The 23,273-nt window shown below is 33.3% G+C and carries 25 protein-coding genes; 14 read left to right on the top strand and 11 right to left on the bottom strand.

Features of this window, described 5'->3' with window-relative positions; all coding sequences use genetic code 11:
- The first annotated feature begins 51 nt into the window (after positions 1–51).
- Both trpA and CA2559_RS13970 read left to right on the top strand, forming a co-directional pair.
- Positions 52–813 (top strand): tryptophan synthase subunit alpha, encoded by a 762-nt coding sequence (gene trpA / locus CA2559_RS07935; protein ID WP_013187350.1) that lies wholly within the window; start codon positions 52–54, stop codon positions 811–813.
- 83 nt (positions 814–896) lie between these two features.
- Positions 897–1,025, top strand: coding sequence for a hypothetical protein (locus CA2559_RS13970; protein WP_013187349.1), 129 nt, complete (start codon positions 897–899; stop codon positions 1,023–1,025).
- A 30-nt stretch (positions 1,026–1,055) separates the two neighbouring features.
- On the opposite strand, the gene CA2559_RS07930 is transcribed toward CA2559_RS13970, so the two are convergent.
- From CA2559_RS07930 to CA2559_RS07915, 4 genes are all read right to left on the bottom strand, one after another.
- Positions 1,056–1,724 (bottom strand): uracil-DNA glycosylase family protein, encoded by a 669-nt coding sequence (locus CA2559_RS07930; protein WP_041240962.1) that lies wholly within the window; start codon positions 1,722–1,724, stop codon positions 1,056–1,058.
- Between the two features lie 57 nt (positions 1,725–1,781).
- Positions 1,782–2,546 carry a peroxide stress protein YaaA gene (gene yaaA, locus CA2559_RS07925; protein WP_013187347.1) on the bottom strand — a complete coding sequence of 255 codons (765 nt, stop codon included), beginning with the start codon at positions 2,544–2,546 and terminating at the stop codon, positions 1,782–1,784.
- Between the two features lie 140 nt (positions 2,547–2,686).
- Complete coding sequence (locus tag CA2559_RS07920) at positions 2,687–3,757, bottom strand: RluA family pseudouridine synthase (protein WP_013187346.1); 1,071 nt, start codon at positions 3,755–3,757, stop codon at positions 2,687–2,689.
- A complete protein-coding gene (locus CA2559_RS07915; protein ID WP_013187345.1) occupies positions 3,741–4,361 on the bottom strand; it encodes a PASTA domain-containing protein in 621 nt (206 codons plus the stop codon). The genes CA2559_RS07920 and CA2559_RS07915 overlap by 17 nt, the downstream gene beginning before the upstream one ends.
- Positions 4,362–4,475: 114 nt before the next feature.
- Between CA2559_RS07915 and CA2559_RS07910 the strand changes: the two genes are divergently transcribed.
- Together CA2559_RS07910 and coaD are read left to right on the top strand one after the other, a co-directional pair.
- A complete protein-coding gene (locus tag CA2559_RS07910; RefSeq protein WP_013187344.1) occupies positions 4,476–5,450 on the top strand; it encodes a D-alanine--D-alanine ligase in 975 nt (324 codons plus the stop codon).
- Between the two features lie 55 nt (positions 5,451–5,505).
- On the top strand, positions 5,506–5,961 hold the full coding sequence (gene coaD, locus CA2559_RS07905) for a pantetheine-phosphate adenylyltransferase (protein ID WP_013187343.1): 456 nt from the start codon (positions 5,506–5,508) through the stop codon (positions 5,959–5,961).
- A gap of 2 nt (positions 5,962–5,963) precedes the next feature.
- Here coaD and CA2559_RS07900 read toward each other — a convergent pair whose 3' ends face one another.
- The 4 genes from CA2559_RS07900 to CA2559_RS07885 form a co-directional block, all read right to left on the bottom strand.
- Positions 5,964–7,124 (bottom strand): tetratricopeptide repeat protein, encoded by a 1,161-nt coding sequence (locus CA2559_RS07900; RefSeq protein WP_238524702.1) that lies wholly within the window; start codon positions 7,122–7,124, stop codon positions 5,964–5,966.
- The gene (locus tag CA2559_RS07895; RefSeq protein ID WP_013187341.1) at positions 7,114–8,517 is read right to left on the bottom strand and encodes a M56 family metallopeptidase; all 1,404 of its coding nucleotides are present in this window, start codon (positions 8,515–8,517) and stop codon (positions 7,114–7,116) included. Before CA2559_RS07895 ends, CA2559_RS07900 begins: the two co-directional genes overlap by 11 nt.
- Positions 8,514–8,879, bottom strand: coding sequence for a BlaI/MecI/CopY family transcriptional regulator (locus CA2559_RS07890; protein WP_013187340.1), 366 nt, complete (start codon positions 8,877–8,879; stop codon positions 8,514–8,516). The genes CA2559_RS07895 and CA2559_RS07890 overlap by 4 nt, the downstream gene beginning before the upstream one ends.
- Before the next feature lie 77 nt (positions 8,880–8,956).
- Positions 8,957–10,075: a hypothetical protein gene (locus CA2559_RS07885; protein ID WP_041240961.1), complete on the bottom strand. Its 1,119-nt coding sequence runs from the start codon at positions 10,073–10,075 to the stop codon at positions 8,957–8,959.
- A gap of 108 nt (positions 10,076–10,183) precedes the next feature.
- On the opposite strand from CA2559_RS07885, the gene CA2559_RS07880 reads away from it, so the two are divergent.
- Positions 10,184–11,938 (top strand): M14 family metallopeptidase, encoded by a 1,755-nt coding sequence (locus CA2559_RS07880; RefSeq protein ID WP_049787201.1) that lies wholly within the window; start codon positions 10,184–10,186, stop codon positions 11,936–11,938.
- A 101-nt stretch (positions 11,939–12,039) separates the two neighbouring features.
- Positions 12,040–12,984, top strand: a complete 945-nt coding sequence (locus CA2559_RS07875; protein WP_013187337.1) for a DUF2167 domain-containing protein — start codon at positions 12,040–12,042, stop codon at positions 12,982–12,984.
- Here CA2559_RS07875 and CA2559_RS07870 read toward each other — a convergent pair.
- Positions 12,981–13,607 carry an NUDIX hydrolase gene (locus tag CA2559_RS07870; RefSeq protein ID WP_013187336.1) on the bottom strand — a complete coding sequence of 209 codons (627 nt, stop codon included), beginning with the start codon at positions 13,605–13,607 and terminating at the stop codon, positions 12,981–12,983. The genes CA2559_RS07875 and CA2559_RS07870 overlap by 4 nt on opposite strands.
- A gap of 7 nt (positions 13,608–13,614) precedes the next feature.
- Here CA2559_RS07870 and pyrE point away from each other — a divergent pair, with 7 nt between their 5' ends.
- Both pyrE and CA2559_RS07860 read left to right on the top strand, forming a co-directional pair.
- Complete coding sequence (pyrE, locus tag CA2559_RS07865; protein WP_013187335.1) at positions 13,615–14,268, top strand: orotate phosphoribosyltransferase; 654 nt, start codon at positions 13,615–13,617, stop codon at positions 14,266–14,268.
- A gap of 46 nt (positions 14,269–14,314) precedes the next feature.
- A complete protein-coding gene (locus CA2559_RS07860; protein ID WP_013187334.1) occupies positions 14,315–14,704 on the top strand; it encodes an SRPBCC family protein in 390 nt (129 codons plus the stop codon).
- 63 nt (positions 14,705–14,767) lie between these two features.
- Here CA2559_RS07860 and CA2559_RS07855 read toward each other — a convergent pair whose 3' ends face one another.
- Positions 14,768–15,496, bottom strand: a complete 729-nt coding sequence (locus tag CA2559_RS07855) for a biotin--[acetyl-CoA-carboxylase] ligase (RefSeq protein ID WP_013187333.1) — start codon at positions 15,494–15,496, stop codon at positions 14,768–14,770.
- A 92-nt stretch (positions 15,497–15,588) separates the two neighbouring features.
- Between CA2559_RS07855 and rsfS the strand changes: the two genes are divergently transcribed.
- The 6 genes from rsfS (at position 15,589) to CA2559_RS07825 (ending at position 20,541) form a co-directional block, all read left to right on the top strand.
- The gene (rsfS, locus tag CA2559_RS07850; protein ID WP_013187332.1) at positions 15,589–15,960 is read left to right on the top strand and encodes a ribosome silencing factor; all 372 of its coding nucleotides are present in this window, start codon (positions 15,589–15,591) and stop codon (positions 15,958–15,960) included.
- Positions 15,961–15,977: 17 nt separating this feature from the next.
- Positions 15,978–18,053, top strand: coding sequence for an ATP-dependent zinc metalloprotease FtsH (gene ftsH, locus CA2559_RS07845; RefSeq protein WP_013187331.1), 2,076 nt, complete (start codon positions 15,978–15,980; stop codon positions 18,051–18,053).
- A gap of 78 nt (positions 18,054–18,131) precedes the next feature.
- On the top strand, positions 18,132–18,731 hold the full coding sequence (locus CA2559_RS07840) for an LUD domain-containing protein (RefSeq protein ID WP_013187330.1): 600 nt from the start codon (positions 18,132–18,134) through the stop codon (positions 18,729–18,731).
- A 91-nt stretch (positions 18,732–18,822) separates the two neighbouring features.
- Positions 18,823–19,626, top strand: a complete 804-nt coding sequence (locus CA2559_RS07835) for a phosphatidate cytidylyltransferase (protein WP_041240959.1) — start codon at positions 18,823–18,825, stop codon at positions 19,624–19,626.
- Positions 19,616–20,266: a phosphatidylserine decarboxylase family protein gene (locus tag CA2559_RS07830; RefSeq protein WP_013187328.1), complete on the top strand. Its 651-nt coding sequence runs from the start codon at positions 19,616–19,618 to the stop codon at positions 20,264–20,266. The genes CA2559_RS07835 and CA2559_RS07830 overlap by 11 nt, the downstream gene beginning before the upstream one ends.
- A 2-nt stretch (positions 20,267–20,268) precedes the next feature.
- A complete protein-coding gene (locus CA2559_RS07825; protein WP_013187327.1) occupies positions 20,269–20,541 on the top strand; it encodes an acyl-CoA-binding protein in 273 nt (90 codons plus the stop codon).
- A gap of 58 nt (positions 20,542–20,599) precedes the next feature.
- Here the strand turns inward: CA2559_RS07825 and CA2559_RS07820 are convergent, their stop codons facing one another.
- Positions 20,600–23,230, bottom strand: coding sequence for a valine--tRNA ligase (locus tag CA2559_RS07820; RefSeq protein WP_013187326.1), 2,631 nt, complete (start codon positions 23,228–23,230; stop codon positions 20,600–20,602).
- Positions 23,231–23,273: the final 43 nt, after the last annotated feature.

The following is a 23,273-nucleotide window of genomic DNA, read 5'->3' as shown; positions in this document are numbered from 1 at the left end:
TTCTATTTAAAGCTCTAACGATTGCTTATTTTTGCAAGACATTAGCAGACTATGAACAGAATACACAAAACATTAGCTGAAGACAAAACACTTTTGTCTATTTACTTTACAGCAGGTTATCCAGAACTAAACGATACTGTTACAATCATAAAATCACTCGAAGATAGCGGTGTAGATATGATTGAAATCGGTTTACCTTTTAGTGATCCTTTAGCAGATGGACCTACCATACAAGAAAGTTCAACAAAAGCATTGCAAAATGGTATGACTACCAAACTTTTGTTTGAGCAATTAAGAGATATAAGATCTCAAGTTTCTATCCCTTTAATTATTATGGGATACTTTAATCCTATGTTGCAATTTGGGTTTGAAGCATTTTGTAAAGAATGTGAAGCAATAGGTATTGATGGCTTAATTGTCCCAGATTTACCATTAGCAGAATATGAAGACCATTATAAAGGGATTTTCGAAAAACACAACCTTTCCAATGTATTCTTAATTACTCCACAAACATCAGATGAGCGTATAAAGCAAATAGATGAGGCTTCAAACGCTTTTATTTATATGGTGAGTTCAGCAAGTGTTACAGGTAGTACAAGCGGATTTGGAGAAGCGCAGCAATCTTATTTTAAAAGAATTAAAGATTTAAATTTAACAAATCCACAAATTGTTGGATTTGGGATTAAAGATGAGCAAACCTTTAAAGATGCTACTGCAAATGCTAAAGGAGCAATTATAGGATCTGCATTTATAAAACATCTTACTAAAGAAGGTGTTGCAAATATTCCTCAATTTGTTAAAACCATAAGATAGTTTAACAAAGTCTTAGAAGTCATAGTTTTACATTCTTCTGTTTAATATTTAAATTTAGATATCAAACAAAAAAATACAGAATTATGGATAAGAAATTTGAAAGGAAGACGGAACAAAAACATCCAACGAATCCTACAGGAAACAGAAATATAGAAACTAATAAAGTTGATATTGATGAAAAAACAATCAAAGATCAACAGAATAAAAAATAATTTAAACGCTTAAGGCATTTAAATTTTCTCTTACAGATTTGTGAAAAACTTTCTGTATTGCAAGACTCGGAAATCAATTGTATTGAATTTCGGGTTTTGTTTTTTTAAATCTTTATACAACTGTATACTACCTACTGCTCTATTTGCAGATCCTGACGGTGAGGTTAAAGATACGGTTGTAATCATGCGGTTAGAAGATGGCATTGTAAATTGATGTATTCTAGGCACATCATTATTCACTACTTCTAATTTTAACTGATATTCCTTTAAATGTTTTCTGAAAAAATATTCAGGTCCATTTTTACTGTTACCACCAGTAAACAATAGTGTGTGTATAGTCTTATGCTTTTCCAGATAAGCTATAAGGTCTCTTAATTTTATATCCCGCAATCCAACATCTGAAGCGTCAACCTTATCTCTATATGCTGAATCCACAATATCACAAATACCAATATGATGTTTTTTTAATAACGCTTTTCGTTGTGAAATAGCAACATCTGTGGTTTCGTAATCGAGAGACACCTGAAATACTTGTTCTAAAACTGGCCAAAGTAGACCATCTATACTTCCGTAAGAAAAGGCCACGTCATTTGGTTTTAAAGTACCCGTTGTAAAACGTGGTGGTGGCAATGTACCAACTATCAGTTTTGTTGTATGTTTTGGAATAAAAGGCTGGTATGGATGCGTATGATGAAAGATAGTTTCGGGTTTAGGTAGTTCTAAATTTAATAGTCTTTCAAATTAATCTTTTAACAGCTATCTAATAAAAACTGGTTCTTGTGCTTTCTCTGTATGTACTTCACTAAAACGATAGCCTTCGTAGTCAAAACCTTTAACGTCTTCAAGTGTTTTACAATCTTTATCGACTATATAACGTACCATACTTCCTCTCGCTTTTTTAGCGAAGAAAGCTATTATCTTAAGTTTTCCATTTTTAAAATCTTTAAAAACCGGTGAAATCACAGGAACTTTTAGAGCCTTGGTATCAACTGCCTTAAAGTATTCTTGACTTGCTAAATTTAAAAATAACTCATCATCTTCAAGCTCGTTATTTAAGTATGTAGTAACAGGTTCTTTCCATACGTCGTAAAGGTCTTTATTTCCTCGTCCTACAGGTAATTTTGTTCCCATTTCTAAGCGGTATGGTTGTATAAAATCTAAAGGTTTTAAAATTCCATACATACCACTCAAGATTCGTAATCTATCATTTACAGCATCTATCTTTTCTTCTTCTATTGTATAAGCATCTAAACCTGTGTAAACATCTCCTGCAAAAGCATACATTGCTGGCCGTGCATTTTTCTTGTCATGAGTTTCAGTAAAGTCTTTATAACGTTGGTAATTAAGGTCAGCAAGCTTATCACTAATGCTCATTAACTTACCTAGTTTAGCTTTAGAAAAAGTCTCTAGTTTTCTATTTATTTGAGCAGCCTGTTCTAAAAATGTGGGTTGTGTACCACGCGTGGTAGGCATTTTGGTTTCAAAATCTAAACTCTTTGCTGGAGAAACTACTATCTTCATAAACAATTCTTTATACTCGTAACATTAATTATAACCATAGTAATGGCGTGGATATATTGTCAAAAATACAACCTAATTAGCGTTGCTAAAAATGCTTGACAACGAATTTATTTATAGAAATATAGAGAAATAGGATGCTATTAGTCCATAGCGTGTGTGGCATAATTACGCCACTTGTCTACACAGTCACTTATATCCTTTGGGATTTCAGAATCAAAACTTAACCACTCGCCAGACACTGGATGTTCAAACCCCAAAGTTTTAGCGTGTAGGGCTTGTCGTGGTAACGTTTTAAAGCAATTATCCACAAACTGTTTGTACTTACTAAAGTGTGTTCCTTTTAAGATTTTATCACCTCCATAACGTTCATCGTTAAAAAGAGTATGACCAATATGTTTTAAATGAACACGAATTTGGTGCGTGCGTCCTGTTTCTAATTTACAAGATAATAATGTTACGTACCCTAAACGCTCTATCACTTTATAATGTGTAACGGCTGGCTTACCTTTTTCATCGGCATCATCTTCTAAAAATACGGTATTCTGTAATCTATTTTTAGGGTGTCTTCCAATATGACCTTCTATAGTACCTTGATCATCTTCAACATTTCCCCATACTAAGGCTATGTATTCTCTAGAGCTTGTCTTATTAAAAAACTGTTTAGACAAATGCGTCATTGCATGTTCTGTCTTAGCTACAACTAATAAACCACTTGTATCTTTATCAATCCTATGCACTAAACCTGGACGGTTACTGCTATTATTTGGTAAGTTATCAAAGTGAAAAACTAATGCATTTATTAAGGTTCCTGAGTAATTACCATGACCAGGATGAACAACCATACCGGCAGGCTTATTAACTACCAGTACATCGTCATCTTCGTGAACAATGTTTAAAGGTATATCTTCAGGCGTAAGCAACATTTCATAAGGCGGATGCTCAAATAACACCTTAACCTCATCGCCTGCTTTTACTTTGTAGTTTTGTTTTACAACAGCATCATTTACATAAATATTACCTTCTTTGGCTGCTTTCTGTATTTTATTACGTGTTGCATTTTCAATGAAATTCATTAAAAATTTATCTACTCGTAACGGTTCCTGTCCTTTGCTAGCTGTAAAGGCATAGTGTTCATACAGGTCATCATCATTATCTTCTGATGAGTTTGATGTGTCAAACCCTTTAGGGCTAAGTTTACTGTTCTGTGTCATTGGTGTCTTGTGTTCCGTCATTATCATCATCATTATCCAGATTACCATTATATCTTCCAGAACCATCTCCTAAAATTAAATCAATCTTAGACGTTTTCATAAGCATATCACCTGGTTCTATACGTTTGCCTTTATGGCGTAACTCTAGCACAGCATCTTTAGCAATATCTGGCTTAAAAGTAACATCTCCTATCTCAAACCCTAAAGAACGTAATGTAGGTTCTACTTGTCTACGCGTACGTCTTATAAGGTTAGGAATTTCGATAGTTCCATAACCAGACGGATTTAAAGTAAGGTATATTTTCCTATTTTCTTTCACAAACTTACCTGCAGCAGGTACTTGCTCTATCACAGAATATTTAGGGAAGTCTGGATTGTAATTAGCAGAGTCTAATATTTCTCTTCTAAGGTCTAGCTCTTCCAATTGAGTATCAACCTGATCTAATGCCATTCTAGAAAGATCTGGAACCTCGATACGCTGGTCGTGATTGGTAGATATATCTAAATACCATAATGCGATATAACAGATTACAAAAACTGCTACAATTGCTAAGACAACTTGAATTAAGAATGTCTTACTAAAAATAAATTTTACAATGCTCATTTGTGAAGGTTAAGACGCAAAGATATAAAATAGCTTGCGTTTTGTTAGTAGCGTATTTCGAGTTACTTTTGAAATTGTTAAGCAAATAACGTTTCCTTTCTAATTTTATTGAAAATGAAAACAATTGTGGCCATCGCTATGGGCGGATATTCAAGTGAATTTCAAATTTCACTTAACAGCGGAAATGTTGTTTACAAACACATTGACCTAGAAAAATACACACCTTACCGAGTACATATACTTAAAGAAGAATGGCTAGCTTTTGATGATGAAAATCATAGTTATGTTATAAATAAAAATGATTTTTCTTTTATAAAGCAAGGCAAGACAATAAGGTTTGATGTTGTTTTTAATATAATACACGGCACACCAGGCGAAGATGGTAAACTACAAGCCTATTTGGAGCTGTTAAACATACCTCAAACTGCTTGCGATTTTTATAGTGCCGCACTCACTTTTAATAAAAGGGATACTATTAGCGTTCTTAAACCTTATGGCATTAAAACCGCTACAAATGTGTTTATAAATAAAGGAGACACTGTAAATGTAAATCAGATTATCTCTAAAGTTGGCTTACCGTGTTTTGTGAAAGCAAATAAAGCTGGTAGCAGTTTTGGGATAAGTAAAGTTTATAATGCTGAAGAATTTCCAAAGGCATTAGATGTAGCATTTAAAGAAGATGATGAAGTTTTGGTTGAAAGTTTTCTAGATGGTACAGAAGTTTCTGTAGGTGTAATTACCTACAACACTACTATAACCGCTTTACCAATAACAGAAATTGTCTCTGAAAATGATTTCTTTGATTACGAGGCAAAATACAACGGGCAATCTCAAGAAATAACACCTGCCAGAATCTCTGATGCCCAACGTGATGAAGTACAACAAATAGCAATTAAAATTTACAAGACCTTAAAGTTAAAAGGGCTTACAAGAGCAGAATTTATCTTTCATAATAATGAGCCTCATTTTCTTGAAGTAAATACTTGTCCTGGCTTAAGTGAAGCTAGCATTATACCACAACAAGCTGCAGAAGCTGGCATTTCATTAAAAGATTTATTTAGTAATGTGATAGCTGCTGCAATGCACTAGTCTATTTTTAATTAAGTATCTTTATCTCACTAACAATTCCTAAGACTCCAACCTTATGAAACGTGCTATTTTTCCTGGTTCTTTTGATCCTATTACATTAGGGCATTACGATATTATTGAACGTGGTCTCACACTTTTTGATGAAGTATTTTTGGCTATAGGTGTAAACGCCGATAAGAAATATATGTTTTCTCTTGAAGAGCGTAAGAATTTTTTAGAGGAAACTTTTAAAGATGAGCCTAAGATAAAAGTAGTAACCTACAAAGGTCTTACAGTAGATTTTGCGAAGAAAAACGATTGCCAATTTATATTGCGTGGTTTACGTAATCCTGGAGATTTTGAATTTGAGAAAGCTATAGCGCATACTAATAGAAAGTTGGCAGAAATAGAAACTGTGTTTTTACTAACCTCTTCTGGCAAGAGCTATATCTCATCTTCAATTGTTAGAGATGTAATTAGAAACAATGGTGATTATACGGGTTTAGTTCCAAAGGCAGTTCGTGTAAAGTAATTCTAGTTATCTTTTTCTGTTGCATTAAAATGCTGTTCTTTCTTTAAATCACTCATTCTTCGTTTCACCAGAATGCTTAAATTAGTTTCTGTACCAAATTTATCAATATAACGCTGGTACATATTTAATACAGCGTTTTTATCTTCATAATAATTATCTGCAGCCACTGCTAATTGATAGTGAGCCATTTTATTCTCAGAATTTTCTTCAATAGCAATTTTTAAAAACTTTATAGCTTCAGCATAGTTTTGTTGCTCAACATAGGTCATTGCAAAATTTAAATAATAATCATCTAAAGGTTGGTCTAAAATAAGTAACGCTAAATTTATATGCTTTTGAGCTTCATCTATTTTACCCTCAAAAAAATAAGCGCGTCCTAAGCCATAGTGCCAAGAGCCATTTTGATTGTCGTACGTATTTAATAACTCTTTATAAACACTAATCAATTTATTGTATTGATAGGTTTTTGAGTAGCATACCGCTAAGTTTTTATAGAGTTGTTCTGTATGTTCTCCTAAAGCTTGCAACTCATTATAATGCACTATCGCGTCGTGATAGTTCTCTTGGTGAAAATATTGAAGTGCCTGTAAGTTTAAAAATCTAATATCATCTGGATTGTTAGATAAGTACGACGTAATTAAAGGTTCTGCTCTATTAAACTTTCGTTTAACAACATAAAATTTTGCTAATCTATATTTAGCATTTGTATGCGTGCTATCTATTTTTAATGTCTGCTCAAAATATTGTGTTGCAGAAGAATCTTTCTGAACATCTTTAGATATCCCTAATTGATAAGGTATATTGGGATTGTCTTTATTAGCATCATATATACTTAATAGTAAGCTGTCTGCAGTTTTAAAGTCATTTTTAGATATTAATAGTTTTGCGTAAGCTAAAATAGCAGTTGTTGATTTTGGATTAACTCTTATATAACTCTTGTAATATTTTAAAGCAGAATTAGTTTGACCTAAAGTTTCATAGGCTTTTGCTATTTTAAGTAATTGGTTGTTTTTATAGCTAGAGCTGTTATAAGCTTTTATAGCATTTGTGTAACTGCCAATAGCATAAAGACTGTCTGCAATAGCTAAAGCCCGATCTTGAGATTGGGCTTTAGTTACAATGCAAATACTTATTAGTATATATGTAATTAGTTTATTCTGCAATTTCAAAAACTATAGGTAAAGAGTATAAAACATTTACAGGCTTACCGCTTTGCAATCCTGGAGACATTTTAGGTAATTTAGAAATAACACGTGTTGCTTCTTCAGATAATTCTGGATGAGGTGCTCTAGCCTTAATATCTGTTGCTTCTCCTGTTTTATCTATTTTAAATGCAACATAAATTTTCTGTGTACCACTTAACCCTAAACGTTTTGCCAGTTTTACATCAAAATTTTCCTGTACAAACAGAGAAACTTTGTTAGACATACAAGTTTTTAACTCAGTATTTGTACCTGTACATCCTTGAAATGTAGGCACACGCTCAACTATTGAAAAAGGTACATCCGTTGTAGCTAAGCCATCTGTTTCAACAACCTCTATAACTTCTACATTACCATTTTTAAGGTAGGTATCCTCCTTGTTTGTTATTGCTTTTAGATTAGTTAAAAGCACTTGCTCTTCTTTTGTGAGTGAGCCTTTATCTTCTAAAGACATTTCTAACTCTACAATTTTGTTTTCAACAGATGTATCTTCTTGCACTACAGAGTTGTCGCTTTGACAAGAGGTGTAAAATAAGATTCCGCATACTAATGGAATTGTTAAAAGGTACTTTAGTTTAAACTTCGATTTTGATCTGTTTTTGTGTAACATAATGATTCGTTTTTTGATTAAAGATTGATTGAAAAATGTATTGGTGAATGATAAGTTCTGTGTTTGAAAGACCTCTGTAAGTAAGTCTTGATAATAATTAGAATTGGTTTGTCGTGCCGCTACTTTAGTATCTGCTATATACTCGTGTAATACGCGCAATTGTTTTTGAAATAGGTATACTAGTGGATTAAACCATAACACAATTCTCAAAATTTCGAATAGAAAAAGATCTAAGGAATGTTTTTCTTTAACGTGAACCAGCTCGTGATCTAAGATGCTTTTACGCTTAGGCTCAGAAATATCCTTACCTATATAAATAGTATTGAAAAATGAAAACGCCAAGGTGGACTGCGGAATTATATAGATTTTACATTGCTCTAGTTTTTCTTGAGTAGCCTTTTCTTTCAACTTATAAAGCTGAATTAACTTTATACACATTAACAATAAGGCAATACCAGATCCAACTAACCACAAAACCATAGGTAATGACCATACAGATGATTCTGTTTGTTGTACTGTTGAAACATCTCCTATAAAAACAGTTGGTAATTGCTGGAAGAATGGTGTTGTTATTTCTGTCTTAAATACATCTAACGAAATAAAGGGAAGTACCAAACTTAAGATTGGTGTTACCAAAAGGTATATTCTGTTTGCATTAAAGAAGGTTTCATTCTTTAAAAACAACTCATACACTGCTAAAAACAGTACTTGAAACACTAGTATTTCTATAATTGTCTGTATCATGAGTTTTCATTTTTGTTCATTTGGTTTAAGACATCTTCTAATTCAGAAATACTAATATCATTTTCCTTCATAAAAAAAGACACCATACTTTTAAATGAGCCTTGAAAATAGCCATCAACAAACTTATTTAGGGTTTTATGGCTATAGTCTTCCTTTTTTACTTTTGGAAAATAAATATGGCCTCTGCCCTCTTTCCTGTAATCAACAAATTCTTTGTTTTCTAAAATCCTAACAATTGTCGATATGGTATTATAGGCAGGTTTAGGCTCTGGCAACTTCTCTATAATAGAGGCTACATTAGCTTCTTCCAAATCCCAAAGGATTTGCATTACGTCTTCTTCTGCTTTGGTAAGTGTCTTCAAAATTTGAATAAATTCGTTACTGAATATTCAAATATAACTAAATATTTAGTTTAAACTAATTTTTTAGTTAAAAGATTTTATTTTGAAGCTACCGGCTGGCTTTTAAGTAAATAGAATAATAAGAATGGCACAGAAAATAAAAAGTAAGAAATATCTATCCAACTGCGCTCTGTATAAGCTTCTGTAAAACCGTAAATATTTACTAGGTTAATAGCATAAAGTAAGATAATGCTAAACAAAGTTAAACCACTGTAAAAATACAAGTCGTCTTGGGTTTTTGAGAAGAATGAAAGTACAAATGCAATTACAAAAAATGCTATAATATATGATGTAGGCACAAACAATGTAGAGTGAAATATAAATGGGTTTGCCTCAAAAAACACTGTACCATATACTGCTATAATAATTAAAAAAACAGAAGCAAATGCAGTTGCAGAAAGTGCTGTAAATTTAAATAACTGTAAAAATGTTACTTGCTTTTTCACTAATGGAAACATGAAGAATAATATGTAAACAACTGCAAAATTCCCTCTCGTTGCTAATAATAGTCCTAATACTACTGCAAGAGGCCAACTCTTCTTTAAGTTCTTAATATCTGAGTGCTGTAACCAATATAAAGCAATCATAATTAGCACTGTGTTTGTAATTATATTACTTCTTACTGTAAGTTCCCAAACCATAAAAATAGAGGTCATTATATATAACAATATACCTTTGCGAGTTTTTAAATCGTTATACCTATATACTAATAGATAGAGTATAGATAAATAGCCAAGACTACTAAAAATACTTAACTCGCCCAACCACCAAAAAGGCAAGGATAGTATAAAGTACATTGGCATAGATCCTGGCGGATTTCCCATATGAGAACTTGCCAAATAAGGATACTTACCATCAAAATAAAAAGACCAAAATGAATCTATAACACTCCATCTGTCTACATTTAATGTGTCTAATGGAATTTTTAGATAAGCAATTACAACTAAAGCTATTATTCCTAACCCTGTTATTATAACAGCGCTATTAAACAATTTTTTAGGTATATTAATTTTACTTAAATAAAGAAAACCAAAGAGTTGTATTACAACTAAAATAGCCGCAACAATCCAAGCATTGTCAAACTCCCTAGAAAGATATTTATAACTAAAAATGGCATTTATAAATAAAAGCATCAAGATAGAAAGCGCCTTCTTCATAAGTTAAGAATAGAATTAATAAGACTAAACTACGTTTTTGAAATGAAATGCGTCTGCTATCGTCACTTTTTTATATAATCAATATCTTTAGCATTTAAAATTACAATTATGATCTTACGCTTTTCACTTCTAATGTTGTGCATCTTTAGTTTGAGCAGTTGCGACTTTTCAAAATACAAACTATCTACAGAATTTGATTTTGAAACACGATTTGAAAATTCTAACGGAACTGAAACCGCTACTTATGAAGAGGTTATTACGTATTATCAAAATTTAGCAGAATCTCATCAAGCAATTGCCATTTATGAAATGGATGACACAGATTCTGGTGAACCTCTACATATTGTTACCTACAATGCCAATCGCACATTTGAGTCTGAGTTTAATGATGGTGAAAAACAAAATATAATCTTAATTAATAATGGTATTCATCCAGGAGAAAGTGACGGTATAGATGCCTCTATGATGTTACTAAGGGACTTTGCCGAAAACAGAATTAAAGCTCCAGAAAATACTATAGTCGCAGTAATACCAGTTTATAATATTGGTGGTGCGTTAAATAGAAACAGTACAACAAGAACCAACCAAAACGGTCCTAAAGAATACGGGTTTAGAGGTAACGCAAGAAACTATGACTTAAACAGAGATTTTATAAAGTCTGACACAAAAAATGCAAAGGCATTTGCAAAAATTTACCACACCTTAAAGCCAGATGTATTTATTGACAATCATGTGAGCAACGGCGCAGATTACCAATATACTTTAACACATTTATTTACACAGCATAATAAATTAGGCGGCAGTTTGGGTAATTATTTACACAACAGTTTTATGCCAAATTTAGAAGATCAATTAGAAAAGAAGAATTGGCCTATTACTCCCTACGTAAATGTATTTAATCAAGTTCCTGAAACTGGGTTTTCTCAATTTATGGATCATCCAAGATATTCTACAGGGTACACTACTCTATTCAATTCATTAGGAATGATGGTTGAAACGCATATGCTTAAACCTTATAAGCAACGTGTGGAAGGTACTTATGAGTTTATGCGAACCGTAATCGATATGCTTGAAGAAGATGGTGAAACAATTAAAAAACTAAGGCAAGAAAATGAAGACTATTATAGAGGTTTAACCGAATATCCGCTAGAATATAAAACAGACAGCACGACTAAATCTTCATTAAATTTTAAAGGGTATGAGGCAGAACGTATTAAAAGCAAGGTTACAGGATTACAACGCTTAAAGTATGATCGCGACAAACCGTTTACAAAAGAAGTATCTTATTACAATAACATTACACCAACACGTACTGTATCTGTTCCTAAATCTTATATTATACCACAAGGTTGGCAAGAGGTCATCTCGCTACTACGTTTAAATAAAATTAAGCTAGAGAGATTCGATAAAGATACAACGCTAACAGTAACAGCTTACCGAATAGATGATTATAAAACACGTAATAGTGCTTATGAAGGTCATTACCTTCATTCAAATACAAAAGTAACTGGTACTGAAAACCAAATTACATTTAGGAAAGGTGATTATAAAATTGATACCGACCAGCCAGGAATTAGGTATGTATTAGAAACCTTAGAACCATCTGCTATCGATTCGTTTTTTAATTGGAATTTCTTTGATAGTATACTTCAACAAAAAGAAGGGTTTTCACCTTATGTTTTTGAAGAGGTAGCTGAAAAACTATTAAAAGATAACCCAAAACTTAAAGAAGAATTTGAAGCCAAAAAAGCATCAGATAAATCATTTAGAAGTAATTGGTATTTGCAGTTAGATTGGTTACATAAACAATCCCCAAATTACGAAAGTGCTCATTTACAGTATCCTGTTTACAGATTAGAATAAATACTACAACAATCCTTTAAATTTTCACAAAAAATAATCTTGTAGAAAATTAAGGGTTTCAATTTGATATATATTTATAACCTAACTTACCATATATCAACATGAAACATTTTTTACTCTCTATTGCATTAATTGCATTTTCCTACGTTGCCATTGCACAGGATGATGTGGAAACACTTACCGAAACTACAATTTTAGACGACACAGAAGTTGAGTCTGATGAACTATCAGATGAAGAATACGAAATTCTTGTAGACAGTATTCACGCATCGTTTAACTATGAATACGGATCAATTTCATTAAATGAAGACCTAGCCACATTACAAGTACCTAGTGGTTATAAATTTTTAAATGCAGAGCAATCTAAATACGTTTTAGAAGACCTGTGGGGAAATATGCCTGAAGAAACTTTAGGCTTACTTTTCCCAGAAGATATAGATCCACTTTCAGACAACTTTACATACGCTGTAGAAATTACCTATACAGAAGATGGCTTTATTGAAGATGAAGATGCAGAAGATATAGATTATGATGAGCTTTTAGAAACCATGCAAGAAGAGTCTGAAGCTATGAATGAAGAACGTAAAAAATTAGGCTATGATGGTATAGAACTTATTGGTTGGGCACAACCACCATATTATGATAATACTACCAAAAAATTACATTGGGCTAAAGAACTTCATTTTGAAAATTATGAAACTAACACATTAAACTATAACATTAGAGTTTTAGGTAGAAAAGGGTTTCTAACTATGAATGTTATTGGAGAAATGAATGTTTTACCTATGGTTCAAAATGATTTAGATCCTATACTAAGTAGTGTAGAGTTTAATGAAGGAAACAGATATGCAGATTTTAACCCAGACATAGATACTGTCGCCGCTTACGGAATAGGTGGATTAATTGCTGGTAAAATTTTAGCAAAAGCTGGTTTTTTTGCATTAATACTAAAATTCTGGAAAGTTATAGCCATTGGTGTAGTAGGCGCTTTCGGAATCTTTAAGAAAAAGATTTTCGGTAGCAAGTCAGACTCTACAGAAGTTTAAATACCAACACGGTCATTAGGATGCATTGTAAGATACTCTTTAGGGAACAATAGCTTTATGTTTTCATAGGAGCCTTGCAATGCTTTCTGAGACTTTGCAAAGTTTTTCCACTTTACCTTTTCAATACCTTCACTTGGCTGTGGTGTAAGTTCGCCAGTATAAGGGGTGTGCATCTCATACCACCAAGTCTCTTTAAGCTTTAACTTGCCATTACGTTTAAAAACGTGATACGTCTTAGTAATAAGTTTGGTAATCTTTAGGTCTTCTACGCCAGTTTCTTCCCAAACTTCCCTAATAGCGCACTCTTCTATTGTTTCGTTTTTCTCGATCTTACCTTTAGGAAGATCCCACTTATCATTTCGATAAATAAATAAAATTTCTTGATTGTCATTATAAACCAGTCCGCCTCCAGCAACAACTACAGGTAGTTTTCGCTTTAAATGCTTAAAGAGTTTCTCCTCTTTTTTATGGTAAAGGTTAACGTAGGTAAGTTTTCCTTTCTTTATTTTTTTAATGATTTTCTTAAGCCTAGCAATCTTTATGGGAATATTGGTATACTCCTTGCCTATTTGCTTTTCAGTAGAAAGCATTATTGGCACATCATTCACAAAAACTTTATACATTTGCAGTATGATTTTAGATAAAGAAACCGCCAAGAAAACGGCTGAGTTATTGTTGCAAATAAACGCAATAAAATTGAAACCACAAGAACCGTTTACTTGGGCTAGCGGATGGAAATCCCCTATTTACTGCGATAACCGCATTGTATTGTCATTCCCAACAATTCGAAATTTTATTCGTGAGCATATGGCTCGACAAGTAGAAGAGCTTTATGGCAAGCCAGATGTTATTGCTGGTGTAGCTACTGGTGCTATTGGTATTGGTATGCTTGTGGCAGATTATTTAAACCTGCCATTTATATATATTCGTCCAGAAGCTAAAAAACACGGTCGCCAAAACAAAATTGAAGGCCAGTTAGAGGAAGGCCAAACAGTGGTGGTTATAGAAGACCTTATTAGTACAGGTATGAGTAGTCTTAAAGCTGTAGATGCATTGCATGAGGCAAACGCTAATGTAAAAGGAATGCTTGCCATTTTTTCTTACGGTTTCGATGTTTCAAAAGAAAACTTTAAATCTGCCAATGTAGAGCTACATACACTTAGTGATTATGAGCATTTAATTGAGCAAGCCAGCCAAACAAATTACATTTACCAAGATCAGGCAGAAACACTTCAAAATTGGAGAAAAGATCCTTCTAACTGGGCACCAACAGTGTCAAAATAAATTTCCGCACTTTAATAGCATTTAACCTACACTAAGACCTACAATTATGACTTTAGAATCACCAAAAACACATACTCAAAAATCTCAAGAAGAACTATTTAATTTTTTGAGCAACGTAGACAATTATAAAAGCATTATGCCAGAATCTCTTGAAAATTTCAAGAAGATAGACGATGAAAGCTTCCTGTTTCAATTAAAAGGAATGCCAGAAATTATGCTTGTAATTAAGGAAACAACACCTCACAACCAAGTTGTACTTGGTGCTAAAAGTGACAAACTTCCATTTACATTAACTGCAGATATTGAAGAGGCTCAAGAAGGCAGCGACGTACAGTTACAATTTAACGGTGAGTTTAATGCTATGATGGGTATGATGATAAAAGGACCAATTAAGAAATTTATAGCTACACTTAGCGAAAATATGGGAAAACTATAGTTTCAAAATAAATACATTACTTAAATAACGCCAACCTAATTATTAAAGGGTTGGCGTTTTATTTTAAAATAAAAGCTTCACCTCTTTAAGATCAAAGAGTTTAAGAGCATCATCTGTCTCTACTTTTAAAAGACCACTATCTGTAACGCCTTTAATTACACCATTAAATTTAAAGCCCTCTAAATCTTCAAACACAGAAATTACACCTTTCCTAAATAAAGCTTCTTCATAATTTCTTTTTGTTACTTTAAATGGTAAAGTGTTTAAATACTCAGTCAATTTATCTAACTCATGGAGAATTGTCTGTAAGACTTCATCTAAATTAAATGCTGTATTGCTACATAGTTTTAATGAACTTGCTTTAGGCAGGCCTTCAAAACTAGTTTGATTTACATTTAAACCTACTCCAATCACACTATGTTTTAAATGTGTTCCGGTTATTGAGTTTTCAATTAAAATACCTCCTATTTTTTTGGAGTCTGACATAATGTCGTTGGGCCATTTTAAAGAAAGCTTCGGGACATTTAATACCTGTAAGCTTTTTAATAAGCCTAATGACAATTGCATATTTAACTGATATTGATTTTCAAGCGGAATTAAAATATCTGGCAATAACACACTAAATGTTAGATTTTGAAAGGGTTCTGTAAGCCAGACATTTCCTTTTTGTCCTCTTCCAGCAGTTTGTTGTTCTGCAATTACACAAACAGATTCCTTAAATGATTGTTCTCTATGAAGCTCCTTTAAAAAAGAGTTTGTTGAAGCTGTTTGACTGACACGTATGATGCGCATTGTTAAATTAAGATTAAAGGCACGTTTATTGTACGGCTAACTACTGAAAAATAAGCATAAAAAGAATAACTTTGTCGAAAGAAAATAATTTAATGGCGAAAAAAGAAATAAAGACAGACGAACTGATTTCATATATTGTTGAAGGTATTGAAAATGTAAAGGGACAAGATATAGATATTTTGGACCTAAGAGAGATAGAAAACACCGTTTGCGATTATTTTGTCATTTGCAATGGTACATCCAACACACAGGTCAACGCATTAGTTGGCTCTATCCAAAAAACCGTAAGCAAGGCAATTAAAGATAAGCCTTGGCACGTAGAAGGCAGTGAAAACGGTGAATGGGTTCTTATAGACTATGTGAACGTTGTTGTTCACGTATTCCAAAAACATATAAGAGAATACTACGATATAGAAGGACTTTGGGGAGATGCCAAAGTTACATCTATTGAAACTGCCTATTAATTTTTTGATCCTACAACATGGCTAAAGAGCAACCTAATAAAGCAAAACCTGCTGGAAAAAACTCGCAGGAACCTAAAAAACCTAAGTTTAGTCCTTACTGGATTTACGCAGGTATCATATTAATATTTCTAGGCATACAATTCTTTGCTGGTGGTGGTTTTAACGAACCATCTAAAACAAATCCTGCAGAGTTTGAAACCTATCTTGAAAATGGAGATGTAAAGCGTGTGGTTATTGTTAACCGCAAAATGGCTCAAGTGTTTTTAACAGATGAAGCTAAAGCTAAAGACACCCATAAAAAGACAGAAGATTCTAAATTCTTACCAGCTGCTGGTACTCCAGACTACACTTTTGAGTTTGGTGACCTGCAGAATTTTGAGAACATGATTTCCGATGCTAAGAAAAACAACAGTATTTCTACTGTGGTAACTTATAAAACAGAAAGCAATGTTTGGGGAGACATCCTACTCACATTATTACCTTTTGTTTTAATTATCGGTATTTGGATTTTCATTATGCGCCGTATGAGTGGCGCTGGTGGTGGCGGTGGTCCAGGCGGGCAAATCTTTAATATAGGAAAGTCTAAAGCAAAACTATTTGACCAAAATACAGACGTAAAAGTTTCTTTTAAAGACGTTGCTGGTTTAGAAGGTGCAAAAGAAGAAGTACAAGAAATTGTAGATTTTCTTAAGAATCCAGATAAGTATACTAACCTTGGTGGTAAAATTCCTAAAGGAGCCTTATTGGTAGGACAACCAGGAACAGGTAAAACATTATTAGCAAAAGCTGTTGCAGGTGAAGCTAAAGTGCCGTTCTTCTCCTTAAGTGGATCAGACTTTGTAGAAATGTTTGTTGGTGTTGGTGCATCTCGTGTTAGAGATTTATTTAAACAAGCCAAAGACAAGTCTCCAGCTATTATCTTTATTGATGAGATAGATGCTATTGGTCGTGCTCGTGGAAAAAACAATATGTCAGGTTCAAATGATGAACGTGAAAATACACTAAACCAGTTATTAACTGAGATGGATGGTTTTGGCACCAATACAAACGTTATTGTCTTAGCTGCTACAAACCGTGCAGATGTTTTAGATAAAGCATTAATGCGTGCAGGTCGATTTGACCGTCAAATTTATGTAGACTTACCAGATGTAAGAGAGCGTAAAGAAATCTTTGAAGTACACTTACGCCCGCTTAAAAAAGTAGCTGAAGAACTAGATGTAGATTTTCTTGCTAAGCAAACACCAGGTTTCTCTGGAGCAGATATTGCTAATGTTTGTAATGAAGCTGCATTAATTGCTGCTCGTAAAGGAAATAAAGCTGTCGGAAAACAAGATTTCCTAGATGCTGTAGATAGAATTGTTGGTGGTTTAGAGAAGAAAAATAAAATTATAACTAAAGACGAAAAGAAAGCAATTGCTTTTCACGAGGCTGGTCACGCAACTGTAAGTTGGATGTTAGAGCACGCTGCGCCTTTAGTAAAGGTTACTATTGTTCCTAGAGGACAATCTTTAGGTGCCGCTTGGTATTTACCAGAAGAGCGCTTAATTGTAAGGCCAGACCAAATGCTAGACGAAATGTGTGCTACAATGGGTGGTCGTGCTGCAGAGAAAGTAATCTTCAATAAGATTTCTACTGGTGCTTTAAGTGATCTTGAAAAGGTTACTAAGCAAGCACGTGCTATGGTTACCATTTATGGTCTGAGTGAAAAAGTAGGGAACATTACCTATTATGATTCTTCAGGACAAAACGAATACAACTTTAGTAAGCCATACAGTGAAAAGACTTCTGAGCTAATAGATAAAGAAATCTCTGAAATTGTTGAAAAACAATATGAGCGTGCAATAGATCTTTTAAGTCAACATAAAGATAAGCTTACAGAGCTTGCTGAAATACTTCTTGAAAAGGAAGTAATCTTTAAAGATGATCTTGAAAAAATCTTTGGAAAACGTCCTTTCGAAAAAAGTGAAGCAGTACAATTAAAAGGTACCGTTTCTTATGAAAAAGATAATGACGCAGAAGAAGATCTTGTAAGCCAAGAGGTTCCTACGCCTACACAAGCTGAGGATGAATCTGGTGAAGACAAAGCTCTTTAAGCCATACTTGAAGAATAGATTCATATTAACTACCTTTGATTTTAAGGTGTTTAATTACCACGTAAATTTTCAAGTTTAATGGGCATTTTTGATGTATTCAAAAAAGGAAAATCTCAAGACAAAGGCGAACAACCTAAGCCTGAAGGCAAATATATGCCTCAGTCTAAGCTACCTGTAGATGAACGCTTCATGAAATACTTCATAGAGAATGGCGGTAAATTTATTTATTGCGAAAATCAAGATGAAGTATTAGATGCTTTTGATAACATACTCTTAGAAAATGATTGGTATGAAAGTGAAGTTTGCTGCCTTAGCAGTCATTTCACGCAGAAGTTTGATGGTTTTAATTTAGAGTTCAATACAAATGAAAGTTCTAAATTTTACCTTGGCGGTTGTGAGTATCTTATTGCAAATAATGGTGCTTTACTTGTTACAAGTAATCAAATTAAAGAGAAAAAACTTTCAGAATTACCTTCAAATTTTGTGATCTTAGCGGGTACTAGTCAGCTAGTTGAAGATATTAGTGAAGGTTTACGCCGCATAAAATCTAAAAGCAAAACAGGAATTCCATCTAACATAACTACCATAAAACACTTTGGAGAATCTAAAAGTGATGACTTTATGGCTTATGGAAGTACAACAAAAAACCTATATTTGCTGCTTCTTGAAGATCTTTAAACAACTTATTCCATTTGCTACTTTTACTAGAACTAATCTTGCACTTGGCTTAATCTATAGTATCTCAAAGAACTAAACTAACTACTAACAGATGAAAGAATTTGGGGTTCGGCTATTATCGGCATTGTTATACGCAATACTTTTAGTTGGAGCCATGTTTCATTCTCAAGAAGCATTCCTAACCTTATTTTTTCTTTTTGGTGTAGTAGTAATTAATGAACTTCAGAAACTATTAATTGTAAAAAGCTATATAGCATACATTGTTTTAATAGGGTGTTTTTTAGCTTTCAGCTATTTTGATATTAATGATAATGCTACCTACGTTTTCTTAATAGCTACACTATTTGTAAACTCTGTACTAATAAAAGACTTACTGGTAATAAATAAGATTCCGTTATTTAATCAGAAGAAATACATTGTAGTTTTCTTTTACCTTATAGGCTCTCTCATCTTTTTAACATTAATACCTAGCACACAAGGCTATTATGCTCCAGATGTTATTTTTGGTTGCTTTGCGCTCGTGTGGTTTAATGACTCTTGGGCTTATATTATCGGGAAAAACTTTGGAAAGCATAAACTCTATGAGCGTATTTCTCCTAAAAAATCTGTTGAAGGTTTTATAGGTGGTCTTGTGTTTTCTATACTAGGAGCTTGGGTTGTTACACTACTTACCAATGAGTTAAGTCTTATGCATTGGTTTGTAATTGCATTAATTATAAGTATTTTTGGTACTATTGGAGATCTTATACAATCTAAATTTAAACGACAAGCAGAAGTAAAGGATAGCGGAAATTTAATGCCTGGCCACGGTGGTTTGTTTGACAGACTGGACAGCATTCTTTTTGCAAGTCCTTTTATATATACTTATTTAGAATTACTTAACTATGTTCCATAAAGAAGGTTATAAAATCATCCTTATTACACTATTCCTTGCTATTGGTATAGCATTGGCATCTGAGTTTCTTATTGATTCGGTTTGGATTAAACGATTAATACTAATTGCTATAATTATATTTTTTGTGCTTATCCTTCAATTTTTCAGAAACCCAAAACGTACATTTTATTCAGACGACAAGCAAGTTGTATCTCCTGTAGATGGCAAAGTGGTAGTTATTGAAGAGGTTTTTGAGAAGGAATATTTTAAAGATAAGCGTTTACAGGTTTCTGTATTTATGTCTCCTATAAATGTTCACGTAACAAGACATCCTATAAATGGAGTTGTAAAATACAGTAAATACCATCCTGGAAAATACTTAGTAGCTTGGCACCCTAAAGCAAGTGAAGATAATGAGCGCACAACTGTTGTTGTAGAAAATGATACTATAGGCGCTGTACTTTATAGACAAATAGCTGGCGCTTTAGCAAAGCGTATAGTAAACTATGCTCAAGAAGGGCAGACGGTAGTACAAGGTAGTGACAGCGGGTTTATAAAATTTGGTTCTCGTGTAGATCTTTACTTACCAATAGGAACAAAACTAGACGTAACTCTTAACCAAAAAGTTAAAGGAGGTCTTACAACTATCGCAAAATTATAGGAATGTCTTCTGAAGAACTGGACAAAGAGTTTGAACATGCTGTAGACTGTGTTAACGCACACAAAGATCCTTTTCCTGCAGATACATTATTAAAACTTTATGCCTATTACAAGCGTGCTAATCACGATTCTCAAAGACCAAGTGGCAGCAAGCCTTTAATTAGTGCTTTTAAAACTAATGCGCTTTTTCAAACTAGAAATATGACTATTGATGAAGCAAAACAAGAATACATAGATTTAGTTAAGGATTACTTTGGCTCCTTAGACGATTGCTAGCATAAAAAAAAGCTTCAAGTAAACCTTGAAGCTTTTTTTTATGTTATTAACTATACCTTTATTGCAAACTTGCTAAACTGGCTTTTATAGTTTCAATCTTAGCTTCTGCCTCACTTTGCTTCTTCTTCTCAACTGCAACTACTTGCTCTGGTGCATTATTTACAAAACGCTCATTAGAAAGTTTTTTCTTTACAGATTTTAAGAATCCTTCTGTATAGTCTAACTCTGCTTTTAGTTTCTCAATTTCTGCATCAACATCTATTGCGCCAGCCATAGGAATAAAATATTCATTAGATTTTACTCTAAATGATAAAGCACCATCAACCGACTCATTTACTGTTTCAATAGAAGATAAATTACCCATTTTAGCAATTATGCTATTGTACTTATCTGAAAGCTTTTCAGTATTAATAACCTTTACTTCAATAGTATCTTTAAAAGAAATGTTCTTTTCTTTTCTAATTGTACGTATACCAGAAATTACTTCGGTTACTTTATTAAAGTCTTCAATTATCGAAGCGTTTACATCATATTGTTCTGGCCATTTAGAAATTATTAAAGCCTCATCAGTTGAACGTTCGCTTATATTTTGCCAAATTTCTTCAGAGATAAATGGAACAAATGGATGCAATACCTTTAAGTTATTTTCTAAAATAGAAACTGCACTTTTAAACGTAGTACCATCAATCTTTTCTCCATAAGGCGGTTTTATCATTTCTAAGAACCAAGAGCAGAAATCATCCCAAATAAGTTTGTATGTAGTCATTAAAGCATCGCTCATTCTATATTTAGAATAGTGATCTTCCAACTCTACCAATGCCTTCTGGAATTTTGCCTCATACCAATCTATGGCTGTTTTAGCATAATCTGGCTGATCTTTATTTTCATCTACTTCCCAACCTAATATTAATCTTGAAGCATTAAAGATTTTGTTTACAAAGCCACTACCTTGCTTACATAAATCTTCATCGAACATTAAGTCGTTTCCGGCTGGAGAAGATAAAAGCATACCTACACGTATTCCATCTGCACCATACTTATCTATAAGCATTAATGGGTCTGGAGAGTTTCCTAAAGATTTACTCATTTTTCGGCGTTGCTTATCTCTAACAATTCCTGTAAGGTAAACGTTATTAAATGGCTTTTCTCCACGATACTCATAACCTGCAATAATCATACGTGCCACCCAAAAGAAAAGTATCTCTGGAGCTGTCACTAAATCATTGGTAGGATAATAGTAGTTTATTTCTTTATTGTCTGGTTCTAAAATACCATTAAAGACACTCATAGGCCATAACCAAGAAGAGAACCATGTATCTAATGCATCTGGATCTTGTCTTAAATCCTCTAATTTTAGATCTTGGTTATTAGATTTTTCTTTAGCTAATTTTAAAGCATCTTCCTTTGTTTCTGCAACCACATAATCTTCCTTAGCATCTCCATAATAGTACGCAGGAATTTGGTGTCCCCACCAAAGTTGACGAGAAATATTCCAATCGCGTACATTTTCCATCCAATGACGATAAGTGTTAATAAACTTCTCTGGAACTAATGCCACCTCTTTTTCCAAGACAGCATCTAAAGCAGGTTGTGCCAATTCTTTCATTTTCAAGAACCATTGGTCACTTAACTTAGGCTCTATTACTGCTCCCGTACGCTCACTAGTACCTACTTTATTTATATGTGTTTCAGTTTTAACCAAAACTTCTAATTCTTCTAATTCTTTTACAATATCGCGACGTGCAACAAAACGATCTTTACCTTCGTAATGTAAGCCGTTACTGTTTAAAGTAGCATCATCATTAAAAATATCAACAACATCTAAGTTATGTTTGTCTCCTAACATTTTGTCATTCTCATCATGCGCAGGAGTTACTTTAAGACAACCCGTTCCAAACTCTACATCTACATATTCATCTTCAATAATAGGAATCACTCTATTTGCAATAGGAACAATTGCCTTTTTACCTTTTAAATGTGTAAAACGCTCATCATTAGGGTTTATGCAAATTGCAGTGTCTCCAAAAATAGTTTCTGGTCGTGTTGTAGCAATTGTTAATACATCTGTAGAGCCTTCTATCTTATAATTTAGATAAAATAGCTTCCCTTCTTTTTCAACATGTATAACCTCTTCATCACTCAATGTTGTTTTTGCTTGAGGATCCCAATTTACCATACGGTAACCTCTATATACGTGTCCTTTATTATGAAGGTCTACAAATACTTTTATTACAGATTTAGATAAATCTTCATCCATAGTAAAAGCAGTACGCTCCCAATCACAAGATGCTCCTAGTTTTTTTAGTTGCTCTAGGATAATGCCGCCGTGTTTATGCGTCCATTCCCACGCATGTTCTAAAAACTGCTCTCTAGTAAGGTCATTTTTATTTATGCCTTCTTCTTTAAGTTTGTTAACAACTTTAGCTTCTGTAGCAATACTTGCGTGATCTGTACCTGGCACCCAACATGCATTAAAGCCTTTTAAACGCGCACGGCGTATTAAAACATCCTGTATTGTGTTGTTTAACATGTGTCCCATATGCAGAACACCTGTTACATTTGGTGGCGGTATTACTATTGTATAAGGTTCACGGTCATCTACTTCAGAATGAAAATAGTTGTTTTTCATCCAGTAGTCGTACCATTTATCTTCTGTTGCTTTCGAGTCGTATTTAGAGGCTAATGCCATAGTTTGGTATTGTTTTTGGAATAACTACAAAAGTACTTATAAC

The sequence above is a fragment of the Croceibacter atlanticus HTCC2559 genome (genome assembly GCF_000196315.1).
GTDB classification, from domain to species: Bacteria; Bacteroidota; Bacteroidia; order Flavobacteriales; family Flavobacteriaceae; genus Croceibacter; species Croceibacter atlanticus.
This window is presented reverse-complemented; position numbering and strand designations above follow the sequence as displayed.

Excerpts from the sequence above, each read along its gene's own strand:
- trpA (WP_013187350.1), top strand. The coding sequence starts at position 52 with ATGAACAGAATACACAAAACATTAGCTGAAGACAAAACACTTTTGTCT.
- CA2559_RS13970 (WP_013187349.1), top strand. The coding sequence starts at position 897 with ATGGATAAGAAATTTGAAAGGAAGACGGAACAAAAACATCCAACGAAT.
- yaaA (WP_013187347.1), bottom strand. The coding sequence starts at position 2,546 with ATGAAGATAGTAGTTTCTCCAGCAAAGAGTTTAGATTTTGAAACCAAA.
- CA2559_RS07920 (WP_013187346.1), bottom strand. The coding sequence starts at position 3,757 with ATGACACAGAACAGTAAACTTAGCCCTAAAGGGTTTGACACATCAAAC.
- CA2559_RS07915 (WP_013187345.1), bottom strand. The coding sequence starts at position 4,361 with ATGAGCATTGTAAAATTTATTTTTAGTAAGACATTCTTAATTCAAGTT.
- CA2559_RS07910 (WP_013187344.1), top strand. The coding sequence starts at position 4,476 with ATGAAAACAATTGTGGCCATCGCTATGGGCGGATATTCAAGTGAATTT.
- coaD (WP_013187343.1), top strand. The coding sequence starts at position 5,506 with ATGAAACGTGCTATTTTTCCTGGTTCTTTTGATCCTATTACATTAGGG.
- CA2559_RS07895 (WP_013187341.1), bottom strand. The coding sequence starts at position 8,517 with ATGATACAGACAATTATAGAAATACTAGTGTTTCAAGTACTGTTTTTA.
- CA2559_RS07885 (WP_041240961.1), bottom strand. The coding sequence starts at position 10,075 with ATGAAGAAGGCGCTTTCTATCTTGATGCTTTTATTTATAAATGCCATT.
- CA2559_RS07880 (WP_049787201.1), top strand. The coding sequence starts at position 10,184 with ATGATCTTACGCTTTTCACTTCTAATGTTGTGCATCTTTAGTTTGAGC.
- CA2559_RS07875 (WP_013187337.1), top strand. The coding sequence starts at position 12,040 with ATGAAACATTTTTTACTCTCTATTGCATTAATTGCATTTTCCTACGTT.
- CA2559_RS07870 (WP_013187336.1), bottom strand. The coding sequence starts at position 13,607 with ATGTATAAAGTTTTTGTGAATGATGTGCCAATAATGCTTTCTACTGAA.
- pyrE (WP_013187335.1), top strand. The coding sequence starts at position 13,615 with ATGATTTTAGATAAAGAAACCGCCAAGAAAACGGCTGAGTTATTGTTG.
- CA2559_RS07860 (WP_013187334.1), top strand. The coding sequence starts at position 14,315 with ATGACTTTAGAATCACCAAAAACACATACTCAAAAATCTCAAGAAGAA.
- CA2559_RS07855 (WP_013187333.1), bottom strand. The coding sequence starts at position 15,496 with ATGCGCATCATACGTGTCAGTCAAACAGCTTCAACAAACTCTTTTTTA.
- rsfS (WP_013187332.1), top strand. The coding sequence starts at position 15,589 with ATGGCGAAAAAAGAAATAAAGACAGACGAACTGATTTCATATATTGTT.
- ftsH (WP_013187331.1), top strand. The coding sequence starts at position 15,978 with ATGGCTAAAGAGCAACCTAATAAAGCAAAACCTGCTGGAAAAAACTCG.
- CA2559_RS07840 (WP_013187330.1), top strand. The coding sequence starts at position 18,132 with ATGGGCATTTTTGATGTATTCAAAAAAGGAAAATCTCAAGACAAAGGC.
- CA2559_RS07835 (WP_041240959.1), top strand. The coding sequence starts at position 18,823 with ATGAAAGAATTTGGGGTTCGGCTATTATCGGCATTGTTATACGCAATA.
- CA2559_RS07830 (WP_013187328.1), top strand. The coding sequence starts at position 19,616 with ATGTTCCATAAAGAAGGTTATAAAATCATCCTTATTACACTATTCCTT.
- CA2559_RS07825 (WP_013187327.1), top strand. The coding sequence starts at position 20,269 with ATGTCTTCTGAAGAACTGGACAAAGAGTTTGAACATGCTGTAGACTGT.
- CA2559_RS07820 (WP_013187326.1), bottom strand. The coding sequence starts at position 23,230 with ATGGCATTAGCCTCTAAATACGACTCGAAAGCAACAGAAGATAAATGG.